The sequence below is a fragment of the Bordetella genomosp. 12 genome, assembly GCF_002261355.1.
Classification (GTDB): Bacteria; Pseudomonadota; Gammaproteobacteria; order Burkholderiales; family Burkholderiaceae_B; genus Bordetella.
Window position 1 is genome coordinate 13452 of the sequence record NZ_NEVU01000003.1, and the last position, 17684, is coordinate 31135.

Annotated in this window: 16 protein-coding genes; 10 read left to right on the forward strand and 6 right to left on the reverse strand. The window is 65.4% G+C overall.

Annotation, left to right across the window (positions count from 1 at the left end; translation table 11 throughout):
• Positions 1-27 precede the first annotated feature (27 nt).
• Positions 28-2475 carry a TonB-dependent siderophore receptor gene (locus CAL22_RS12190; protein ID WP_244193866.1) on the forward strand — a complete coding sequence of 816 codons (2448 nt, stop codon included), beginning with the start codon at positions 28-30 and terminating at the stop codon, positions 2473-2475.
• Between the two features lie 52 nt (positions 2476-2527).
• Here the strand turns inward: CAL22_RS12190 and CAL22_RS12195 are convergent, their stop codons facing one another.
• Genes CAL22_RS12195 through CAL22_RS12205 form a run of 3 tightly spaced genes read right to left on the reverse strand, consistent with a single transcriptional unit; the run spans position 2528 to position 5269 of the window.
• Positions 2528-3334, reverse strand: coding sequence for a TatD family hydrolase (locus CAL22_RS12195; RefSeq protein ID WP_094816547.1), 807 nt, complete (start codon positions 3332-3334; stop codon positions 2528-2530).
• A 20-nt stretch (positions 3335-3354) separates the two neighbouring features.
• Complete coding sequence (locus CAL22_RS12200; RefSeq protein ID WP_094813682.1) at positions 3355-4044, reverse strand: ABC transporter ATP-binding protein; 690 nt, start codon at positions 4042-4044, stop codon at positions 3355-3357.
• Complete coding sequence (locus CAL22_RS12205) at positions 4037-5269, reverse strand: lipoprotein-releasing ABC transporter permease subunit (RefSeq protein ID WP_244193958.1); 1233 nt, start codon at positions 5267-5269, stop codon at positions 4037-4039. Before CAL22_RS12205 ends, CAL22_RS12200 begins: the two co-directional genes overlap by 8 nt.
• A gap of 145 nt (positions 5270-5414) precedes the next feature.
• Here CAL22_RS12205 and CAL22_RS12210 point away from each other — a divergent pair, with 145 nt between their 5' ends.
• The 6 genes from CAL22_RS12210 (at position 5415) to CAL22_RS12235 (ending at position 11843) form a co-directional block, all read left to right on the forward strand.
• Entirely contained in the window at positions 5415-6353 is a 939-nt protein-coding gene (locus tag CAL22_RS12210; RefSeq protein WP_094813686.1) for a hypothetical protein, read from the forward strand.
• Entirely contained in the window at positions 6335-8041 is a 1707-nt protein-coding gene (gene recJ / locus CAL22_RS12215) for a single-stranded-DNA-specific exonuclease RecJ (protein WP_094816549.1), read from the forward strand. The genes CAL22_RS12210 and recJ overlap by 19 nt, the downstream gene beginning before the upstream one ends.
• A 77-nt stretch (positions 8042-8118) precedes the next feature.
• A protein-coding gene (gene prfB / locus CAL22_RS12220; RefSeq protein ID WP_143276969.1) for a peptide chain release factor 2 occupies positions 8119-9223 on the forward strand; the annotation gives its coding sequence in 2 pieces (ribosomal slippage) (positions 8119-8199 and positions 8201-9223; 1104 coding nt in all).
• A gap of 49 nt (positions 9224-9272) precedes the next feature.
• The gene (locus tag CAL22_RS12225; RefSeq protein ID WP_094813688.1) at positions 9273-10022 is read left to right on the forward strand and encodes an SDR family oxidoreductase; all 750 of its coding nucleotides are present in this window, start codon (positions 9273-9275) and stop codon (positions 10020-10022) included.
• 6 nt (positions 10023-10028) lie between these two features.
• On the forward strand, positions 10029-11543 hold the full coding sequence (gene lysS / locus CAL22_RS12230) for a lysine--tRNA ligase (protein ID WP_094813690.1): 1515 nt from the start codon (positions 10029-10031) through the stop codon (positions 11541-11543).
• Between the two features lie 12 nt (positions 11544-11555).
• Positions 11556-11843 carry a hypothetical protein gene (locus CAL22_RS12235; RefSeq protein ID WP_094813692.1) on the forward strand — a complete coding sequence of 96 codons (288 nt, stop codon included), beginning with the start codon at positions 11556-11558 and terminating at the stop codon, positions 11841-11843.
• A gap of 138 nt (positions 11844-11981) precedes the next feature.
• Here CAL22_RS12235 and CAL22_RS12240 read toward each other — a convergent pair whose 3' ends face one another.
• Entirely contained in the window at positions 11982-12869 is an 888-nt protein-coding gene (locus CAL22_RS12240; protein ID WP_094816551.1) for a methylglyoxal synthase, read from the reverse strand.
• Between the two features lie 149 nt (positions 12870-13018).
• Here CAL22_RS12240 and CAL22_RS12245 point away from each other — a divergent pair, with 149 nt between their 5' ends.
• The 3 genes from CAL22_RS12245 (at position 13019) to CAL22_RS12255 (ending at position 17088) form a co-directional block, all read left to right on the forward strand.
• On the forward strand, positions 13019-13525 hold the full coding sequence (locus tag CAL22_RS12245) for a sigma-70 family RNA polymerase sigma factor (RefSeq protein ID WP_094813694.1): 507 nt from the start codon (positions 13019-13021) through the stop codon (positions 13523-13525).
• Positions 13507-14478: a FecR family protein gene (locus CAL22_RS12250; protein WP_094813696.1), complete on the forward strand. Its 972-nt coding sequence runs from the start codon at positions 13507-13509 to the stop codon at positions 14476-14478. Before CAL22_RS12245 ends, CAL22_RS12250 begins: the two co-directional genes overlap by 19 nt.
• 114 nt (positions 14479-14592) lie before the next feature.
• A complete protein-coding gene (locus CAL22_RS12255; protein ID WP_143276970.1) occupies positions 14593-17088 on the forward strand; it encodes a TonB-dependent siderophore receptor in 2496 nt (831 codons plus the stop codon).
• A gap of 55 nt (positions 17089-17143) precedes the next feature.
• Here CAL22_RS12255 and iscX read toward each other — a convergent pair whose 3' ends face one another.
• A complete protein-coding gene (gene iscX, locus CAL22_RS12260; RefSeq protein ID WP_094813698.1) occupies positions 17144-17338 on the reverse strand; it encodes a Fe-S cluster assembly protein IscX in 195 nt (64 codons plus the stop codon).
• Position 17339: 1 nt separating this feature from the next.
• Complete coding sequence (fdx, locus tag CAL22_RS12265; RefSeq protein WP_094813700.1) at positions 17340-17681, reverse strand: ISC system 2Fe-2S type ferredoxin; 342 nt, start codon at positions 17679-17681, stop codon at positions 17340-17342.
• Positions 17682-17684 lie beyond the last annotated feature (3 nt).

Consider the following 17684-nt stretch of genomic DNA (forward strand, 5'->3'; position numbering starts at 1 on the left):
CACGTTACCTACTTTCTTGGGGACTTCATGCGGACCGTCGCAAGACCCGGCGCCTATCGCCACCACCACCATCCCGCTCGCCTTGCCGCCAGCGCCCGTGCCATGCGTCTGCGCCCTGCCGCCCTGGCCGTCGCGCTGGGCCTGGCACTGGCCGGCGCCCTGCCGGCTGCGCACGCGCAAACCGGCGTCGCGCAAGCCCAGGCTGTCCGCTTCAGCATCCCGGCCGGGCCGTTGGCGCCGGCGCTGCGCACGCTGGCCAGTTCGGCCAACATCCTGTTGTCCTTTACCGAAGATCAAACCCGGGGCAAGACCACGGCCGGCATCAATGGCAGCTATACCCCGGGCGCGGCCTTGTCCGCACTGCTGGCCGGCAGCAACCTCGAAGCCGTGCGGCAAGACAACGGCGGCTATCTGCTGCGTGCCTTGCCCAGCACCATTCTGCCGGCCGTCAAAGTGACCGGCATCACCGCCAGCGACGCCAACACCGAAGGCAGCGGCTCATATGCCGCGACCAGCGCCACCGTCGGCAAGATCCCGGTCGCGCTGCGCGAAATCCCCGCTTCGGTTTCGGTCTTGACGCGCCAGCGCATGGACGACCAGAACGTCACCACCATCCAGCAAGGCCTGCGCTACGTGACCGGCGTCGAATCGATCGATTACGGCGACGGCACGGCGTACTTCCGTGCGCGCGGCAATCAGATGGGCATCGAGTTCGACGGCGTGTCCATCATGAACGGCCTGCAGTATCAACAGCAGTTCGATATGGCCATGTATGACCGCGTCGAAGTCATGCGCGGCCCGGCCGGCGTGACCGACGACGCGATCGGCCAGCCCGGCGGCACCGTCAACCTGGTGCGCAAGCGCCCCATGGATGAATTCCATATGTCGGGCGAGACCCAGGTCGGCACCTTCGGCAGCGTGCGCCAGGTGTTCGACGTGACGGGACCGCTCAACCAGGAAGGCACGCTGCGCGGCCGGGTCGTGATGGCAGGCAACAATTCGCTGCAATCGACCGACGACACCCGCAACAAGAATGGCATGCTCTACGGAGCGCTGGACTACGACATCTCGCCGCAGACCACGCTGTCGCTGTCGGCCGGCTATCAGGTCACGTCGATCAGCGGCATGGACTATGGCGCGCCGGGCGTGCTCAATGCCAGCCGCACCGCCCTGATCGGCGGCTTGTCAGGTTCGCCTTCGGACAACTACAGCCCCGACTGGAACCACTCCCATGTTGCGATGAAAGAGGCCAACGCCAATCTGGTTCACCGCTTCGACAATGGCTGGAACTGGGATACCACGACCTTCTACCGCAACGGCAGCCTGAGCGCGAAGTACGCCTATTCCGGCCCGGGCGCGACGGCAGAGGGCCTGAGCGAGTTTGGCGACCAGCGCCAATCGTCGGAGACGGAATGGTTCGGCTTTGACAGCCATGTCTCTGGCCCGCTGCAAGCCTTCGGCCGCACCCATACGCTGACGGTCGGGGTGAACTACTCGCAGATGCACTCCACGCAGAAGTACGGCTTCGAGTCCGTGTATGGCCCCTACCCGGGCGGCACCTTCAGCCTTTATGACCCCAACGCCGTGCCCGAGGTGTCGGTCCCCTTCACCAGCGGCAACAAAGACCGGCTGCAGCAGTACAGCCTGTACACGCAGGCGCGCCTGCGGCTGGCCGATCCGCTGACCCTGGTGCTCGGCGCGCGCGAAGCCTTCCTGGACGAACGCTCAAAATCCATCCTGCCGACCGCGGCGGATTGGGAGACCGTGGCCAAGGTCAACCACCGCTTCCTGCCCTCGGCGGGCCTGGTCTGGGACGTGACGCCGGCCACCACTGCCTATGCCAGCTTCTCGCGTTTCATGAGCGCACAGACCAGCACGACCTATACCGGTGCCATGCTGCCCCCGCGCACGGGCGAACAGTATGAAGTGGGCGTGAAGAACAGCTTTTTCGATAACCGCCTGACCACGACCGTGGCGCTCTTCCGCATCAATGACAACAACCGGGCGGTCGAAGATCCCAACCATCCCATCGGCAGCATCCCGGGCGGCAAGGCGCGCAACCAGGGCGTCGAGTTCGAAGTCGCGGGGCAGCCCACGCCCAACTGGAACGTGTTCGCGGGCTATACCTACCTCAACGTCAAGTATGACAACGACAGCCCCGACCTGACCGACGGCACCGATCCCAAGCATCTGTTCAAGCTCTGGACCAACTACCGCATCACCGAGGGTGCTTTGCGCGACGTCACCGTCGGCGGCGGCATGCTGACCCAGAGCTCCACCTATCGTGGCGTCACGCAAGGCGGATATGCGATCTTCAATGCACAGGTGGGCTACCGCATCAATGCCAACGTAGATGTCGCGCTGCAGTTGAACAATATCTTCGACCGCACCTATTACATCCGTCCGCCCAGCACCTTCTTCAGCGTCTATGGCGATGGCCGCAATGCCATGCTGACGCTGCGCTACCGCATGTAGCGGGGTGCGCCGGTGCGCGCTGACCCTGAACGGGTCACGCGCGCCGGCGGTCTCACGCCAAGAAGGCCAGACGCGGCAGGACCCGACGCGCCGTCAGCGTCGTCTGGCGAGCCACCTCATCGAGCGGGCAAGCCCGCAAGGCGGCCAACTCGGCCGCGATGCGCGGCAACTGCCCGGGCGTGTTGCGCCGGTCTGGCTCATGCAGCCACGCGGGCGGAATATCCGGCGCGTCGGTTTCCAGTACCAGATGCGCGAGATCGAAGGCGGCGGCATGACGCCGGATCTGCAGCGCACGAGCGAACGTCATGGCGCCACCCACACCCAAGGCAAAGCCCAGATCGATGAAGGCCTGGGCCTGTTGCGCACTGCCATTGAACGCGTGCGCGATGCCGCCGCGCTGCCCGCGCTGGCGGCGCAAATACTTCAGCAAAATATCCTGCGACCGTCGCACATGCAGCAGCACCGGCAGGCCGAACTCGGCGGCCAGCGCCAGTTGGGCCGCATAGAAATATTCCTGGCGTGCGCGCGCTTCGCCGCTGGAAATGTCAGGGACGAAAAAATCCAGGCCGATTTCGCCGATGGCAACGAAACGCGGATCGGGCAATGCCGCCTCGACCACCTGGCGCAGGGCCGCCAGGTCCTCCTGGCCTGCCCGCGCCACGTAAAGCGGGTGGATGCCCAGGGCGTAGCTGCCGCCTGCGATGCGATGGGCCAGGTCGCGCACGATGGAAAAATTCGCGCGCTCGACGGCTGGAATCACAATGGCGCCAACCCCGGCGGCATGCGCCCGATCCGCCACGGCCTGACGGTCGGCGTCGAATTCGGCGGCATCGAGGTGGCAATGGGTATCGATCAGCATGGCAGGCAGGCTGCCCCGGATCAACCCGGCAGCAAGCGTCCGTTTTCCATGTGCAGTTGCCGGTCGGCCCGGGCAGCCAGCTCGGGATCGTGGGTCACGATCGCAAAGGCCGTGCCCGACTCGCGGTTGACCCGGGTGAGCAACTCGAACATGTTGTGCGCGGTGTGGCGATCCAGGTTGCCGGTGGGCTCGTCGGCCAGCACGCAGGCCGGCCGGGTGACCAGCGCTCGCGCCAGGGCGACCCGCTGTCGTTCGCCGCCGGACAACTGGCCTGGATAATGGCCTTCACGGGCGGCCAGACCCACCTGGGCCAAGACCTCGCGCGCCTGAGCACGCGCCTGTTCACGATCGGCTCTGCGCACGATCAACGGCATGGCGACATTGTCCAGCGCCGTGAACTCCGGCAACAGGTGGTGAAACTGGTAGACAAAGCCCAGGCTGCGGTTACGCAAGGCGCTTTTACGGGCCTCGGACAGGCCATCGGCCGACGTGCCATCCACGATGAGCGAGCCGCTGCTGGGCACATCGAGCAGCCCCAGAATATGCAGCAAGGTACTCTTGCCCGACCCCGAGGCGCCGACGATGGCGACCATCTCGCCGCGCGGCACGACCAGAGAGACGTCGTCAAGCACCTGGATCCGGGCCGGACCCTCGTCATAGACCTTGGACAGATGTTCGGCGCGCAGCGCCGGCTGGAGCGTATCAGTCATGGCGCAACACCTGGGCCGGTTGCAGGCGCGAGGCGCGCCAGCTCGGGTAAAGCGTGGCCAGCAGAGACAGTACCAGGGAGGTCACTCCGATGGTGATGATGTCGCCAGCCTGCGGATCGGAGGGCAAGGCGCTGATGAAGTAAATCTCGCGCGGCAGAAAGTGCACCCCGAACAGCCCCTCGATGAAGGGGACGATGATGTGTACGTTATAGGCAATGACGATGCCGCCCGCGACACCCAGCAAAGTGCCGATCACGCCGATCAGCGCGCCCTGGACCAGGAAAATGCGCGCCACTTCGCGCGGCCCGGCGCCCAAGGTGCGCAGGATGGCGATATCGGATTGTTTATCCTTGACCGCCATCACCAGCGAAGACAGCAGATTGAAGGCGGCCACCGCGACGATGAGCGCCAGAATGAGGAACATCATGCGCTTTTCGGTCTGGACGGCGGCAAACCAGGTGCGATTGTTGCGCGACCAGTCGCTGGCCATCACGTAAGGCGGCAGCACGCGCGTGAGTTCGGCGGCGACTTCCGGCGCCCGCTGCATGTCGGCCACGCGCAATCGCACGCCGGCCGTGCCGCTGTCGCGAAAGACCTTGGCCGCGTCATCGTCGTCGACAAACACCAGGGAAGAGTCATACTCATAGTGGCCTGAGGTAAAGATACCCGCCACCGTGAACTGCCGCATGCGGGGCGCAAAGCCCGCCGGGCTGATGGAGCCTTGCGGCGCCAGCATCAACAGCGTGTCGCCGACCTTCACGCCCATGCTGTCTGCCAGATCGCTGCCCAGCACCGCCCCGAAACTGCCTGGCTTGAGGTCGGCGAGTTTGCCGCTGACCATCTGCTTGGGTAGATCGGACACCTCGCCCTCGAGGGTGGGGTCGATACCGCGCACCTGCACGCCGCGCAGCGCCTGCCCGCGCACCAGCATGGCCCCGGCGGCGACAAACGGCGCGCCGCCCTTGACCTCGGGATTCTTGCGGGCAGCGTCGGCGAATTCCTGCCATTGCGCCAGAACGCGGTCGGGCAAGGCGCCCGGGATATACAGTTCGATATGAGGCAGCACCGACAGCATGCGGTCGCGCACCTCTTTCTGGAACCCGTTCATCACGGATAGCACCACGATCAGCGCCGCGACGCCAAGCGCGATCCCGGCCATGGAGGAGGCCGCGATGAAGGAAATGAAGCGATCCCGGCGCCCACCGCGCCGGCCCAGACGGGCCAGGCCCGCATAGCGGGCACCGATCCAGAGTTCGTAAGGTAATTTCAGCACCCGCGCATTATGGCATTAACCCGGGCGGCAAAGCACATCCGGGCATGGCCGTCTGTGACGGTCTGTTGGCGGCGCGGACCGGACTACAATTCCGGCCATGCACATCGTGATTCCCGGCGCCCTGCCCGACCTCGCCGTGGCCAGCGAGCTGGCCCGTCATCTTCCCGAACATGCCCCCACCTTCAGCCGCTGGCTGACGCTGGGTCAGGCCACGACCGCCCGCTTCGATCCGCAGACCCATGGCTGCACCGCCTACGAAGGCTGGCAGCTTCAGGCTGCCGGGTTCCATGCCGAAGCCGGGCAACCTCTGGGCGCGGGCCTGGGCCCGATGCTGGCCGGGGTGCACAGCGGCTCACAGCCCGTGTGGCTGGGCGAGCTTGTCCATCTGGCGCTCGGCGCGGATACCGCATCGCTGCTCGACCCGGATCTGATGGACCTGCGTCCCGAAGAAGGCGCGGCGCTCTATGAGGCCATCGCCCCGCTTCTGGCCGACGGCGAATTCAGCGCCGAGATGATTCATCCGCAGCGCTGGCGCCTGAGTCTGCCGGCTGCCATGGCGCCCCGGCCGGCCAGCCCGCACGCCGTGGCGGGCGACCGTCTGCAGCACTGGTGGACCCAGGATGCCGCCAGCCGGCCCTGGCGCCGCCTGCTCAATGAGATGCAAATGGCCTGGTACGAACATCCGGTCAACGAAGCCCGCGCCGCGCGCGGCGCGCCGCCGATCAACGCGCTGTGGCTCTATGGCGGCGCGCGGCCCTGGCAACCGGTGCCGCACGAGGCGCTCGTCTACACCGAGCTGGATGCCTTGGCGCGCGCGGCAGACTGGGGCGGCTGGCTCAGGGCCCTCGCGGCGCTGGACGCCGAACATCTCAAACCGCTGGCCGACGCCGCGGGACAGCCGCTGCGCCCGCTCGAACTGACAATGCTGGGCCGCGATCGCCGCGCCGGCATCACTCTCAAACCCCGCGCCGGCCTGCTCAAGCTGCTGCCCGCGCGCAAACATCATTGGAACAGCTGGTGGTCACACCCCGTCTAACCGTCCGCTCGGCCGACCTGTCGGCCTGCCAGGCGCTGCAAAATGCCGGCGTCCACCCTCTGCTTGCCCGCCTTTGGGCCGCTCGAGGCGTGACAGAGCCCGCCCAGACCCAGATGGGCTGGCCTGCCTTGCTGCCTCCCGGCACCCTGACCCACTCCCAACATGCGGCCGCCGTGCTCGCCGATGCCATCCAGGCGGGCAAACGCCTGTTGATCGTGGCCGACTACGACTGCGACGGCGCCACGGCCTGCGCCGTCGGCCTGCGCGCCTTAAGCGCCATGGGCGCGGATGTCGATTTCCTGGTGCCCAACCGGTTCGAGACCGGCTATGGGCTGTCTCCCGCGGTGATCGACCTGGCCGTCAAGCACCGCAGCGGCAAGCCCGATCTCATCATCACGGTCGATAACGGCATCGCCAGCGTGGACGGCGTGGCCGCGGCCAATGACGCCGGCATAGGCGTGGTCATCACCGACCACCATCTGCCCGGCGACACCCTTCCGCAGGCGCTGGCCATCGTCAACCCTAACCAGCCCGGCTGCGGCTTTCCGTCCAAGAACCTGGCCGGCGTAGGGGTGATTTTCTACATGATGCTGGCGCTGCGCGCCGAATTGCGCCGCCGGGGGGTTTACGCGCCCGACGGCGGCCCGCGCCTCGATGCCCTGTCCGATCTGGTGGCGCTGGGCACGGTGGCCGACGTGGTCAAACTCGACGCCAACAACCGGCTGCTGGTCACCCAGGGCCTGCAGCGCATGCGCAGCGGTCGCATGCAGCCCGGATTGCGCGCGCTGTTTGCCGTCGCGGGCCGCGAACCGCGCTCGGCCAGCGGCTTTGACCTCGGCTTTGCCCTGGGGCCGCGCATCAACGCCGCCGGCCGCCTGGCCGACATGAGCCTGGGCATCGCCTGCCTGACGACCGACGACGAAGACCAGGCGCTGCGCATGGCGCGCGAGCTGGACAACATCAATCGCGAACGCCGCGGGATCGAGGCCGAGATGCGTGAACAGGCCATGGCCGCCATGCAGACGCCCGGGGCCGTGGCCGGCGCCACGGTCTGCGTTTTCGACCCGTCCTGGCATCAGGGTGTCGTGGGCCTGGTCGCATCCCGCCTGAAAGAAAAATTCTGGCGCCCCACCCTGGCTTTCGCGCCCGCCGGCGATGACGAACTCCGCGGCTCGGGCCGCTCCATCCCGGATGTGCATTTGCGCGACGTGCTGGACCTGGTGTCCAAACGCCACCCCGGCCTGATCCGCAAGTTCGGCGGTCACGCCATGGCAGCCGGCCTGACTCTGGGCCGCGAAGGCCTGGCCGACTTTGCGCCGGCGTTTGACGCCGCCGTCCGCGAGCTGACCGGGCGCGATCGTTTCGAGCCCTTGCTCGAGACCGACGGTTCGCTCGAAACGGGCTATGCCAACGCCGAAGTCGCAGGCTTGCTGCAGCAGCAGGTCTGGGGGGCGGGCTTCGCCGCGCCGCTCTTTCTGGACGAGTTCACCGTGCGCAGCCAACGTCTGGTGGGCGAAAAACACCTGAAACTCTCGCTCGAGCGTGGCCACCAGCGCTTTGACGCCATCTGGTTCGGGCATGACGAAATGATGCCCGAGCGCATCCAGGCCGCCTACCGCCTGGAGCAGAACGTCTGGAACGGCATGGTGACGGCACAATTGGTCATTGAATACGCCGAGCCGGCATGAAAACAGGGCCGGCATCCATGGTCCGGCCCAAGCACGTTAAAATGCCAGGTTTCGCATAAAAGTCACCAGGATCAATCATGGAAGCCGAACGTCAGAACCAGATCGCCGCCCGCCTTGCCGACTACGCGGAGCGCGAGCAGGCTCTACGGAGGTATCTTTGACTACGATGCCAAAACTGAACGCCTGCACGTTGTAAACGCCGAGCTGGAAGACCCCGCCGTCTGGAACGACCCCAAGCACGCCCAGGATCTGGGCCGCGAGAAAAAGTCGCTCGAAGACGTGGTGCAAACGCTGACCGAACTGGGCCAGGGTGTCGCTGACGCCAGGGAGCTGTTCGAACTGGCCGCGGCCGACGACGACGACGCCACGCTGGAAGCCATCGAGGACGACGCCAACGGTTTCCAGGAACGACTGGAAGGCCTGGAATTCCGCCGGATGTTCTCCAACCCGGCCGACCCGCTGAACTGCTTCCTCGACATTCAGGCCGGCGCCGGCGGCACCGAAGCCCAGGACTGGGCTTCCATGCTGCTGCGTCAGTATTTGAAGTATGCCGAGCGCAAAGGCTTCAAGGCCGAGGTGCTGGAAGAATCCGAAGGTGAAATCGCCGGCCTCAAATCCGCCACGATCAAGATCGAAGGCGAGTACGCCTTTGGCTATCTGCGCACCGAAACCGGCGTACACCGCCTGGTCCGCAAAAGCCCCTTCGATTCCTCCGGCGGGCGGCACACTTCTTTTGCCAGCGTCTTTGTCTACCCCGAGGTGGACGAGTCCTTCGAGGTCGAAGTCAATCCCGCGGATCTGCGCGTCGATACCTACCGCGCCAGCGGCGCGGGCGGCCAGCACATCAACAAAACGGACTCGGCCGTGCGGATCACGCACATGCCCTCCGGCATCGTGGTGCAGTGCCAGAACGACCGTTCCCAGCACCGCAACCGCGCCGAAGCCATGCAGATGCTGAAGTCCAAGCTGTATGAACTCGAGATGCGCAAGCGCATGGCCGAGCAGCAGAAACTCGAAGACTCCAAGACCGATGTGGGTTGGGGCCACCAGATCCGCTCCTACGTGCTGGACCAAAGCCGCATCAAGGATCTGCGCACCAACGTCGAAATCTCCAACACCCAGAAAGTGCTCGACGGCGACCTCGATCCTTTCATTCAGGCCAGCCTGAAGCAAGGCGTTTGACCTCCGGGGGCGCAAGCCCCTTTCCTGCAGCCTACGGAAGCCCGCAATCATGACCGACACGTTTGCAATTCTGACCGGCGCCTCGCGCGGCCTGGGCGCTGCCCTGGCCCGCGGTCTGCTGCGGCCTGGCATCGAACTGGTGACCCTGGCCCGCCGCAATGATCCCGCGCTGGCCGATCTGGCCCGCGATCACGGCGTGACCTTGCGCCAGATCCAGGTGGACCTGGCCGATACGCAGGCCGCCACGCGCGCCGCGGCCGAGCTGGTCATCCCGCGCGATGCCAAGCGCTATGTGCTGATCAACAATGCGGGCACCGTGCATCCCGTGGCCAACACCAAGGCCCTGAGCGACGCGGCGGCCATCAGCCAGGCGCTGGCGCTCAACGTCACCGCCGTCATGCTGCTCACCGCCCGCTTTCTGCAGGCCGTCGACGGTCTGCAGGCCGACCGGCGCATCATCAACATTTCCTCCGGCGCGGGGCGCAACCCTACCGCCGGCTGGGGCGTGTACTGCACCACCAAAGCGGCCCTGGACATGTACACCCGCGTCCTGAAGACCGAGCACGGCGCATCGGGCCTGCGCGCGGTGTCGCTGGCCCCCGGCATCGTCGATACCGGCATGCAGGCCGATATCCGCGCCAGTGATCCGGCCGCTTTCCCGGGCCTGAGCCGGTTTCAGGACTTCCACGCCACCGGCAAGCTGGCCGCGCCGGCCGATGTGGCCGCCAACATCCTCGCCTACCTGGATCGCGAAGACTTCGGCCAGACCGAAATCGACGACATCCGCAATTACCACTGACCCATCATGACTGATCACTCGCCCACCGCCCAGGATGAAAACCGCTTGATCGCCGAGCGGCGCGCCAAGCTGGCCAAACTGCGCGAGGCCGGCGTTGCCTATCCCAACGATTTCGTTCCGGATGCGCAAGCCGCCCGCCTGCACGACAAATATGACGAACAGGATGCCCAGACCCTGCTCGAATCCGCCGTGCACGTCAAAGTGGCCGGGCGAATGATGCTCAAACGCGTCATGGGCAAAGCCAGCTTCGCGACGCTGCAAGACGGCACCGGCCGCATCCAGATCTACCTCGACCGCGGCACGCTGGGCGAGGAGGTCTATGCGGCCTTCAAACAATGGGATATTGGCGACATCATCGCCATCGAAGGCTCGGTCTTCAAGACCAACAAAGGCGAGCTGACGGTGCACGCCGCGCAGGCGCGCCTGCTGTCGAAGTCGCTGCGCCCGCTGCCCGACAAATTCCATGGCGTTTCCGACCAGGAGCTGCGCTATCGGCAGCGCTACGTCGATCTCATCATGACCGACGCGACACGGCGCACTTTCGAGGCCCGCAGCAAAGCCGTGGGCGGCATCCGGCAGGCCATGCTGGCCGCCGGCTTTCTCGAAGTCGAAACGCCCATGCTGCATCCCATTCCGGGCGGTGCCGCAGCCAAGCCCTTCGTGACCCATCACAATGCGCTCGACATGGAAATGTACCTGCGCATCGCCCCTGAGCTTTACCTCAAGCGCCTGGTCGTGGGCGGATTCGATCGCGTCTTCGAAATCAACCGCAACTTCCGTAACGAGGGCGTCAGCCCCCGGCACAACCCCGAGTTCACCATGATGGAGTTCTACGCGGCCTATGCGGACTACCGCTGGCTGATGGACTTCACCGAGTCGCTGATCCGGCAGGCCGCCATCGCCGCGGCCGGCAGCGCCGTGCTCACCTATCAGGAGCGCGAGCTCGATCTGTCCAAACCCTTTGACCGCCTGACGATCTGCGAAGCTATCCTCAAGTACGCCCCGCATTACACCCAGGCCCAGCTTGATGACACGGCTTTCGTGCGCGCCGAGCTGAAAAAACTCGGCGCCGATGTCGACAAGGCGCCGCTGGCGCGCGCGGGTCTGGGCGCGCTGCAATTGGCGCTGTTCGAAGAAACGGCGGAGTCCCAGCTCTGGAATCCCACCTACATCATCGACTATCCGGTCGAGGTGTCGCCCTTGGCCCGTGCCTCCGATACCCGCGAAGGGATCACCGAGCGCTTCGAACTCTTCATCACCGGACGCGAAATCGCCAACGGCTTCTCCGAGCTCAATGATCCGGAAGACCAGGCCGAACGTTTCCGGGCGCAGGTCGAGGCCAAAGACGCGGGCGACGAGGAAGCCATGTACTACGACGCTGATTACATCCGTGCGCTCGAGTACGGCATGCCGCCGACCGGCGGCTGCGGCATCGGCATCGACCGCCTCGTCATGCTGCTCACCGACAGCCCCAGCATCCGCGACGTGATTCTGTTCCCGCACTTGCGGCGCGAAGACTGAGGCAGCGCCACGATGCTTGCCAAGGTGCTCTTGCTGGCAGGTCTCGTGGTGCTGGCGCTGTACGGCTTCCTGCCGCGCCGCCGTGGCCCCAAGGGGCCGGCGCGGCGCGGCTTTCTATTCTGCTGCGCCGCCTGCGCCGTGCTGCTGGCCAGCGCGGTGCTGGCCTGCCTGTTGTGGATGAGCCGCGCCAGTCTGGTGGGCGCGGACGGCAAGCTCGACTTCCTCTTCCCCCTGGCCCTGACGCAATTGGTGCTGGCCTTGGCCTGCGGTCTGCTCGCCTACCGGCGCCGTCCGCGCTGACTTCCCTGCCTGCCAGACCAGCCGCCTCGCGCGCCCTGTCCGGCCCGGGGCTCGCACGACGCGCCTGGCACGCGCGGACGGCCCCAGTGCAGGAGCGACATCCCCGCGCGCGGGCCCGTCGCTCAGATGCGCGCGCGTCTAGCCCGCCTGGCGCGTACGCACCGCCTCGGCCCAACGCCGCGCCACCGAGGGCGACGTGGCGCAGGTAGCCGATTCCGTCACCACGCGCACGGCCCGCTCGAGCAGTTGAATGTCGGCCTCATGCTGACGCGCCACATGCGGATCTTCGAAGAAAATGACGCGCTGACACTGATGCTCGAGGACGAGCTCGGCGATCTGCGCATCGCCGCCCAAGGGCCCGCTCAAGTAACGGGTCACCCAGGGCCGGTCTTTAGGCCAGCCGCGCGACCAGGCCAGCTCATTGAGCCGCCCGCCCGTCGTACCCGTGGCCACCCGCCGCGCAAACTGCGACAGCACATCGAAATACGCGTCCGCAAACGCCACCATCTCGTCCTTGAGCGCATCGTGGGCGATCATGGCCAGCGTCTGGCCCTCGAAGCGGAATAGCCGCCCCAACGCCGGATCCGGCGTCAGCCCGGCACGGATACGTTCGACCTCTATCCATTCCATGGCGCCCGCCAACGTCGAAATGAACGGGCGGCCGTGCGTGATGCATTGCCGCTTCAGGGCCAGGGCCTCGGGAAAAATCGACGAAGGATCGACCGGATCGATCAGGTAGATGGCGCCATCGAATGGCGCCTGGCCATCACGCCCTTCGGTCACGCGGGCCACCAGCTTCATCAAGCCGCCCTCGCGCCCATAGGGATAGCGGATCAGGCCACGATAGCCTTGCAGCATGCCTTCCCGCACGATGGCATCGTGCGTGCGGCCCACCGTATGCAGCTCGATGCCCATCTCCCGGATGGAAGCGCCACTGGCGCGCAGCCAGCTGAACAGCGCCGCGTCGGGGGTTTCGTGATGCAAGCGGTTGGCGGCCAGGCCGAAACGCAGGGAGGGCACGGTCATGATGCTCGGGGAGGCAGAAGAAAACGGCATCATACCGCCGCGCGATGACAACACCGCCCTTGCCGGGAATTGGCCGCCCGCCCGTTTTAAGTAATAATCATTCCTATTACAAATGACTTCATGGTGCCGCCTCCGGGCAGCAAGGCAAATTGGACGCTTCGGATTACGCATCGCCGCCCAGCCTGGAAACGCTCTACGGCGATCATCATCCCTGGCTGCAGGCATGGTTGCGCAGGCGCCTGGGCAATGCCGCGGATGCAGCAGATCTGGCCCAGGACGCCTTTGTGCGCCTGCTGGCCAAACCCCTATCCTTCGGCAGCCGTCCTCAGGCGCGCGTTTATCTGCGTACGCTGGCCGGCGGCTTGTGCGTCGACCTCTGGCGCCGCCGCCAGATCGAGCAGGCCTGGCTGGATACGCTGGCCGCGCAACCTGAGGCGCAGGTTCCCAGCGCCGAGCACCAAGCCATCGTGCTGCAAACGCTGCAAGAGGTCGACCGCCTCATCCGCGGCCTGCCGGTCAAAGCCGCTCACGCCTTCATCATGGCAGTCGCTTGCGAAATGAGCGATCAGGAAATCGCCACCGAACTCGGCGTATCGACGCGCATGGTGCGCAAGTACGTGGCGCAGGCCATGCTGCAATGCCTGAAGAAACTGTAAGGCTGGCGGCCCGCCAGGGTGATCCGCTGGAGCAGGCTGCGGAATGGTTTGCCGTACTGCGCTCGGGCCAGGCCACGGACGCCGAACGCACGGCCTGGCAGCATTGGCATGATGCCTGCCAGGCCAATGTCCATGCCTGGGCCCAGGTCGAAAGCGTGGGCCGCATGTTCCTGCCTATCCGCCGCAGCGAAGCGCCCGGGGTGGCCGTCCAGGCCTATCGGCGCGCCGAATTCAACCAGGGCCGGCGTCGGGTCGTCCTGGGCCTGGCCGCGCTGGCCGGCGCAGGCCTGGCCGGCCATACCGCCTGGCAAAGCGGCCTGCTGCCTCCCTGGGGCGCCGACTTCCGCAGCACCACGGGCCAGGTCCGCGACATCGTGCTGGACGACGGCACGCGCGTCTGGGTCGGCACGGCCAGCGCTTTCAATCAAGACTACAGTTCCGGCCTGCGGCGGCTGGAACTGCTCGCGGGAGAAATTCTCGTCAGCACCGCGCCCGACCCTTCCCGGCCTTTCGTCGTCGATACTCCGCAGGGCCGTTTGCGCGCGCTGGGCACACGTTTCTCGGTGCGCCGCGACGGCGATGGCACCGAGGTGGCCGTCTACCAGGGCAACGTGCAGGCTCGCGCACGTTCGGGTGCCACCGCCCTGCTACCGGCCGGCTGGCGTGCGCGCATGAGCAGCCAATCCATCAGCCCGGCCGTCGAGGCAGATCCGGATGCCGAGGCGGCGACACGCGGCTTATTCATTGCCAAGAATATCCCGCTGGCCGATATGGCCCGCGAACTGGCGCGCTACCGCCTGGGCCATCTGGGCGTGGCGCCCGAAGTCGCTGCGCTGCCAGTGTTCGGCAGCTTCCCGATGACCGATCCGGATCGCACACTCGCCATGCTCGAGTCCGTCCTGCCCGTCAGAGTCCGGCGCCTGCCTTGGTGGGTGGACATCCTCCCACGCTGACCCGCGGGCTGCGGCGAAAATTTTTTTTAAAAAGAGTTCCGCTTTTTGCGTCTCGTTCGATGAACAGGATGAGAGATCTCCTGATCACCTTCCGATATGCCTGAGGAACGCTTCATGTCCACCCGCTTGTCCCACCGCGGCCGCGCCGCCCCGCTTCGCCACGCCGCCATCATGCCCACGCCCGCCTGGCCGGCCAAGATGACGCGCCTGGCCTGCGCCGTCGCCATGCTCGCGCTGGCGCCGATCGCGGCGCAGGCCCAGGCCGCGCCCGCGGCCCTCTCGGCGCAAAGCAGCCGCAGCTACGACATTCCCGCCGGCGCGCTGGAACCCGTACTGTCACGTTTTGCCGCCGAATCCGGCGTCTTGCTCGCCAGCCCGCCCGGTTTGACGGCCGGACGCAGCAGCCCGGGCCTGACGGGCAGTTACACGCCTGCTGGCGCGCTCGCTGCCATCCTGGCCGGCACGGGATTGCACGCCATCCAGGACTCGCATGGCCAGTACCGCCTGCAGGCCGACGCCCATGCCGTGGCCACCCTCACTCCGGTCGCGGTCACGGGCCGCGACCTGGCCACCACCGAAGGCAGCGGCTCCTATACCGCCAACGTCACCACCATAGCCAAGGGCGATCAAGCACTGCGCGAGATTCCCCAGGCCGTGTCGGTCATCACCCGCCAGCGCATGGATGATCAAGGCGTCACCGATGTGCGCGAAGCCCTGAACTACGCCCCCGGCGTCTCCATGGTGTCCAACGAACCCGGCGGCCAGTTCTACTCGCGCGGCTTCTTCATCCAGAGCTATCAGTTCGATGGCGTGCCGCTCGAGCGGCAGTTGTACGCCCGCGGCTCGGCATTCAACTCGGATACCGCGATCTACGATCGCATCGAGATCATGCGCGGGCCGCAAGCCCTGTTCGAGGGGGCTGGAGACCCCTCCGGGTCGGTCAACCTGGTACGTAAACGCCCCACTCAGGAACGGCAGTTCATCGTGACCGGCCGTGTCGGCAGCGATGATCAGTACGGCGCGCAGGTGGATTTTGGCGGCCCGCTCAACGACAGCGGTACCGTACGCGGCCGCGTCGTCGCTGACTATGAAACCAAAGGCTCATTCCGCGACTACGTCGACAGCAACGAACGGACCTTCTACGGCGCGCTCGATATCGATCTCACACCGTCCACCACACTTGGCCTGGGTTACAGCCGAGAGAACCCCTACGGCGTCATCGATTGGACCGGTCTGCCCAACTACGGCGATGGCTCGATGCCGGACTACTCGCGCTCGACCAATCTGAGCGCCAAGTGGAACCACGCTTACAAGACCCAGAACACCTGGTTTGCCGACCTGACCCACCGCTTTGCCAATGGCTGGAAATTCAAGGCCGCCGTCGTGCGCGTGGACGAAGCCAACGACATCAAGTATCTCTTGCGCAGCGGCAGGCTCGGACCGCCCAATACCTATCGCGGTGATGCCTACGCCTTCGATATGAATTCGCGCAATCTGGGCGCCGATGCCTACCTGTCAGGCGACACCACGCTGTTTGGCCGCCGCCTGGATTTCACCGCGGGCGGCAACTTTTCACATCAGCGCAGCACCGACCTCTGGGGCTGGCGGCGCAACGTCGAAAGCCTGAACGCCAGCTACGATCAGAAGGTCTCCATCCCGGCGCTGGACAGCGACACCATCATCGCGACCAATCGCATGGACGACGGTTACCGTTCGGACAAGAAAGGTCTGTACGCCAATCTCCGCTACCAGATTCTGGATCCCGTGGCCGTGGTGCTGGGCGGCCGGGTGTCGTGGTTCAAGCAGACTTATGTCTCCGATGGCATCTGGGGTTACTCGGAAAGCACTGCCCAGGAGAAAAGTGAGTTCACGCCCTTTGCCGGCCTGATCTTCACGCTCACGCCCAAGTGGTCGGCCTACGCCAACTACGCCGAAATCTTCCGCCCGCAAAGCCAGCGCGACGCCTCCGGCAACTTCCTCAGCCCGGTGACTGGCAAGAACTATGAACTGGGTCTGAAGGGCTCGCTCATGGATGGCAACGTGGACGTGCTGTTTGCCATCTTCCGCACTGAGCAGAAGAAAGTCGCCTTCGAGGACGACACCGTCTCCGAGAGCATCGCCGAGATACGCTGCGGCGGGACGTGCTACCGGCCCAGCGCTCAGGTTCGCAGCCAGGGCTTCGAGAGCGAGATCTCTGGAGAGGTCTTGCCAGGGCTGCAACTGGCCGCGTCGTATACCTACACCCACACACGCCACCTCGGGTCCGACATCCCCTCCGTCGGCTATGACATCTCGTCCAACACCGGCATACCGCGCCATATGGCCAAGTTGTGGGCCAACTACCGCCTGCCTGGTCAATGGAACCGCTGGTCGGTCGGCGGCGGGGTCAACACGCAGAGCAAGTCTTCCGACTTTGGCTACTACGGACGCATGCAGGGCGGCTACACCACCCTCGATGCCCGCGTCGGCTATCAGGTCAACGAGCGCCTCGGTCTGGGCTTGAACGTCTACAACCTGACGGACAAGAAGTACTTCAGCTCCATCAGCTATGACCACAACTTCTATGGCGCGCCGCGAAGCTTCCTGCTGACCGCTCGCTACCGCATGTAGGCCAGCAAAAACAAGAATCCCGCACATGGCGGGATTCTTGTTTATACGCGAGGGCTTACTCGGCCTCTTCGATCCAGGCCATCTGGATGGCCTCGAGAATCTTTTCGCCGCAGCGGGCCGGGTCATCTTCAAAGCCCGGCAAAGCCATGACCCACTCGCGCAACTGCGTAAAACGCACGGTCTTGGGATCGATGTCCGGATGCGTATCCACCAGGGCTTCGGCGATCTGATAAGTGTCTATCCACTTCATGTCAATGATCCTCCTTGGCATGGTTGATCGTGTACTTGGGAATCTCGATGGTGAGATCCTGCTCTTCGATGATGGCCTGGCAAGACAGGCGGGATACCGGAGTCAGGCCCCAAGCCTTGTCCAGCAGATCCTCCTCGTTGTCGCTGGCATCTTCCAGCGAGGCATAGCCCTGACGCACAACGACATGGCAAGTGGTGCAAGCACAGGAAAGCTCGCAAGCATGATCGATGTCGATATGATTATCGAGCAGCACGCGGCAGATGGACTTGCCTTGCGGCGCGTCATCGATGACAGCGCCTTCGGGACACAAATCGGGGTGAGGCAATACAGTCAGTTTCGGCATGAC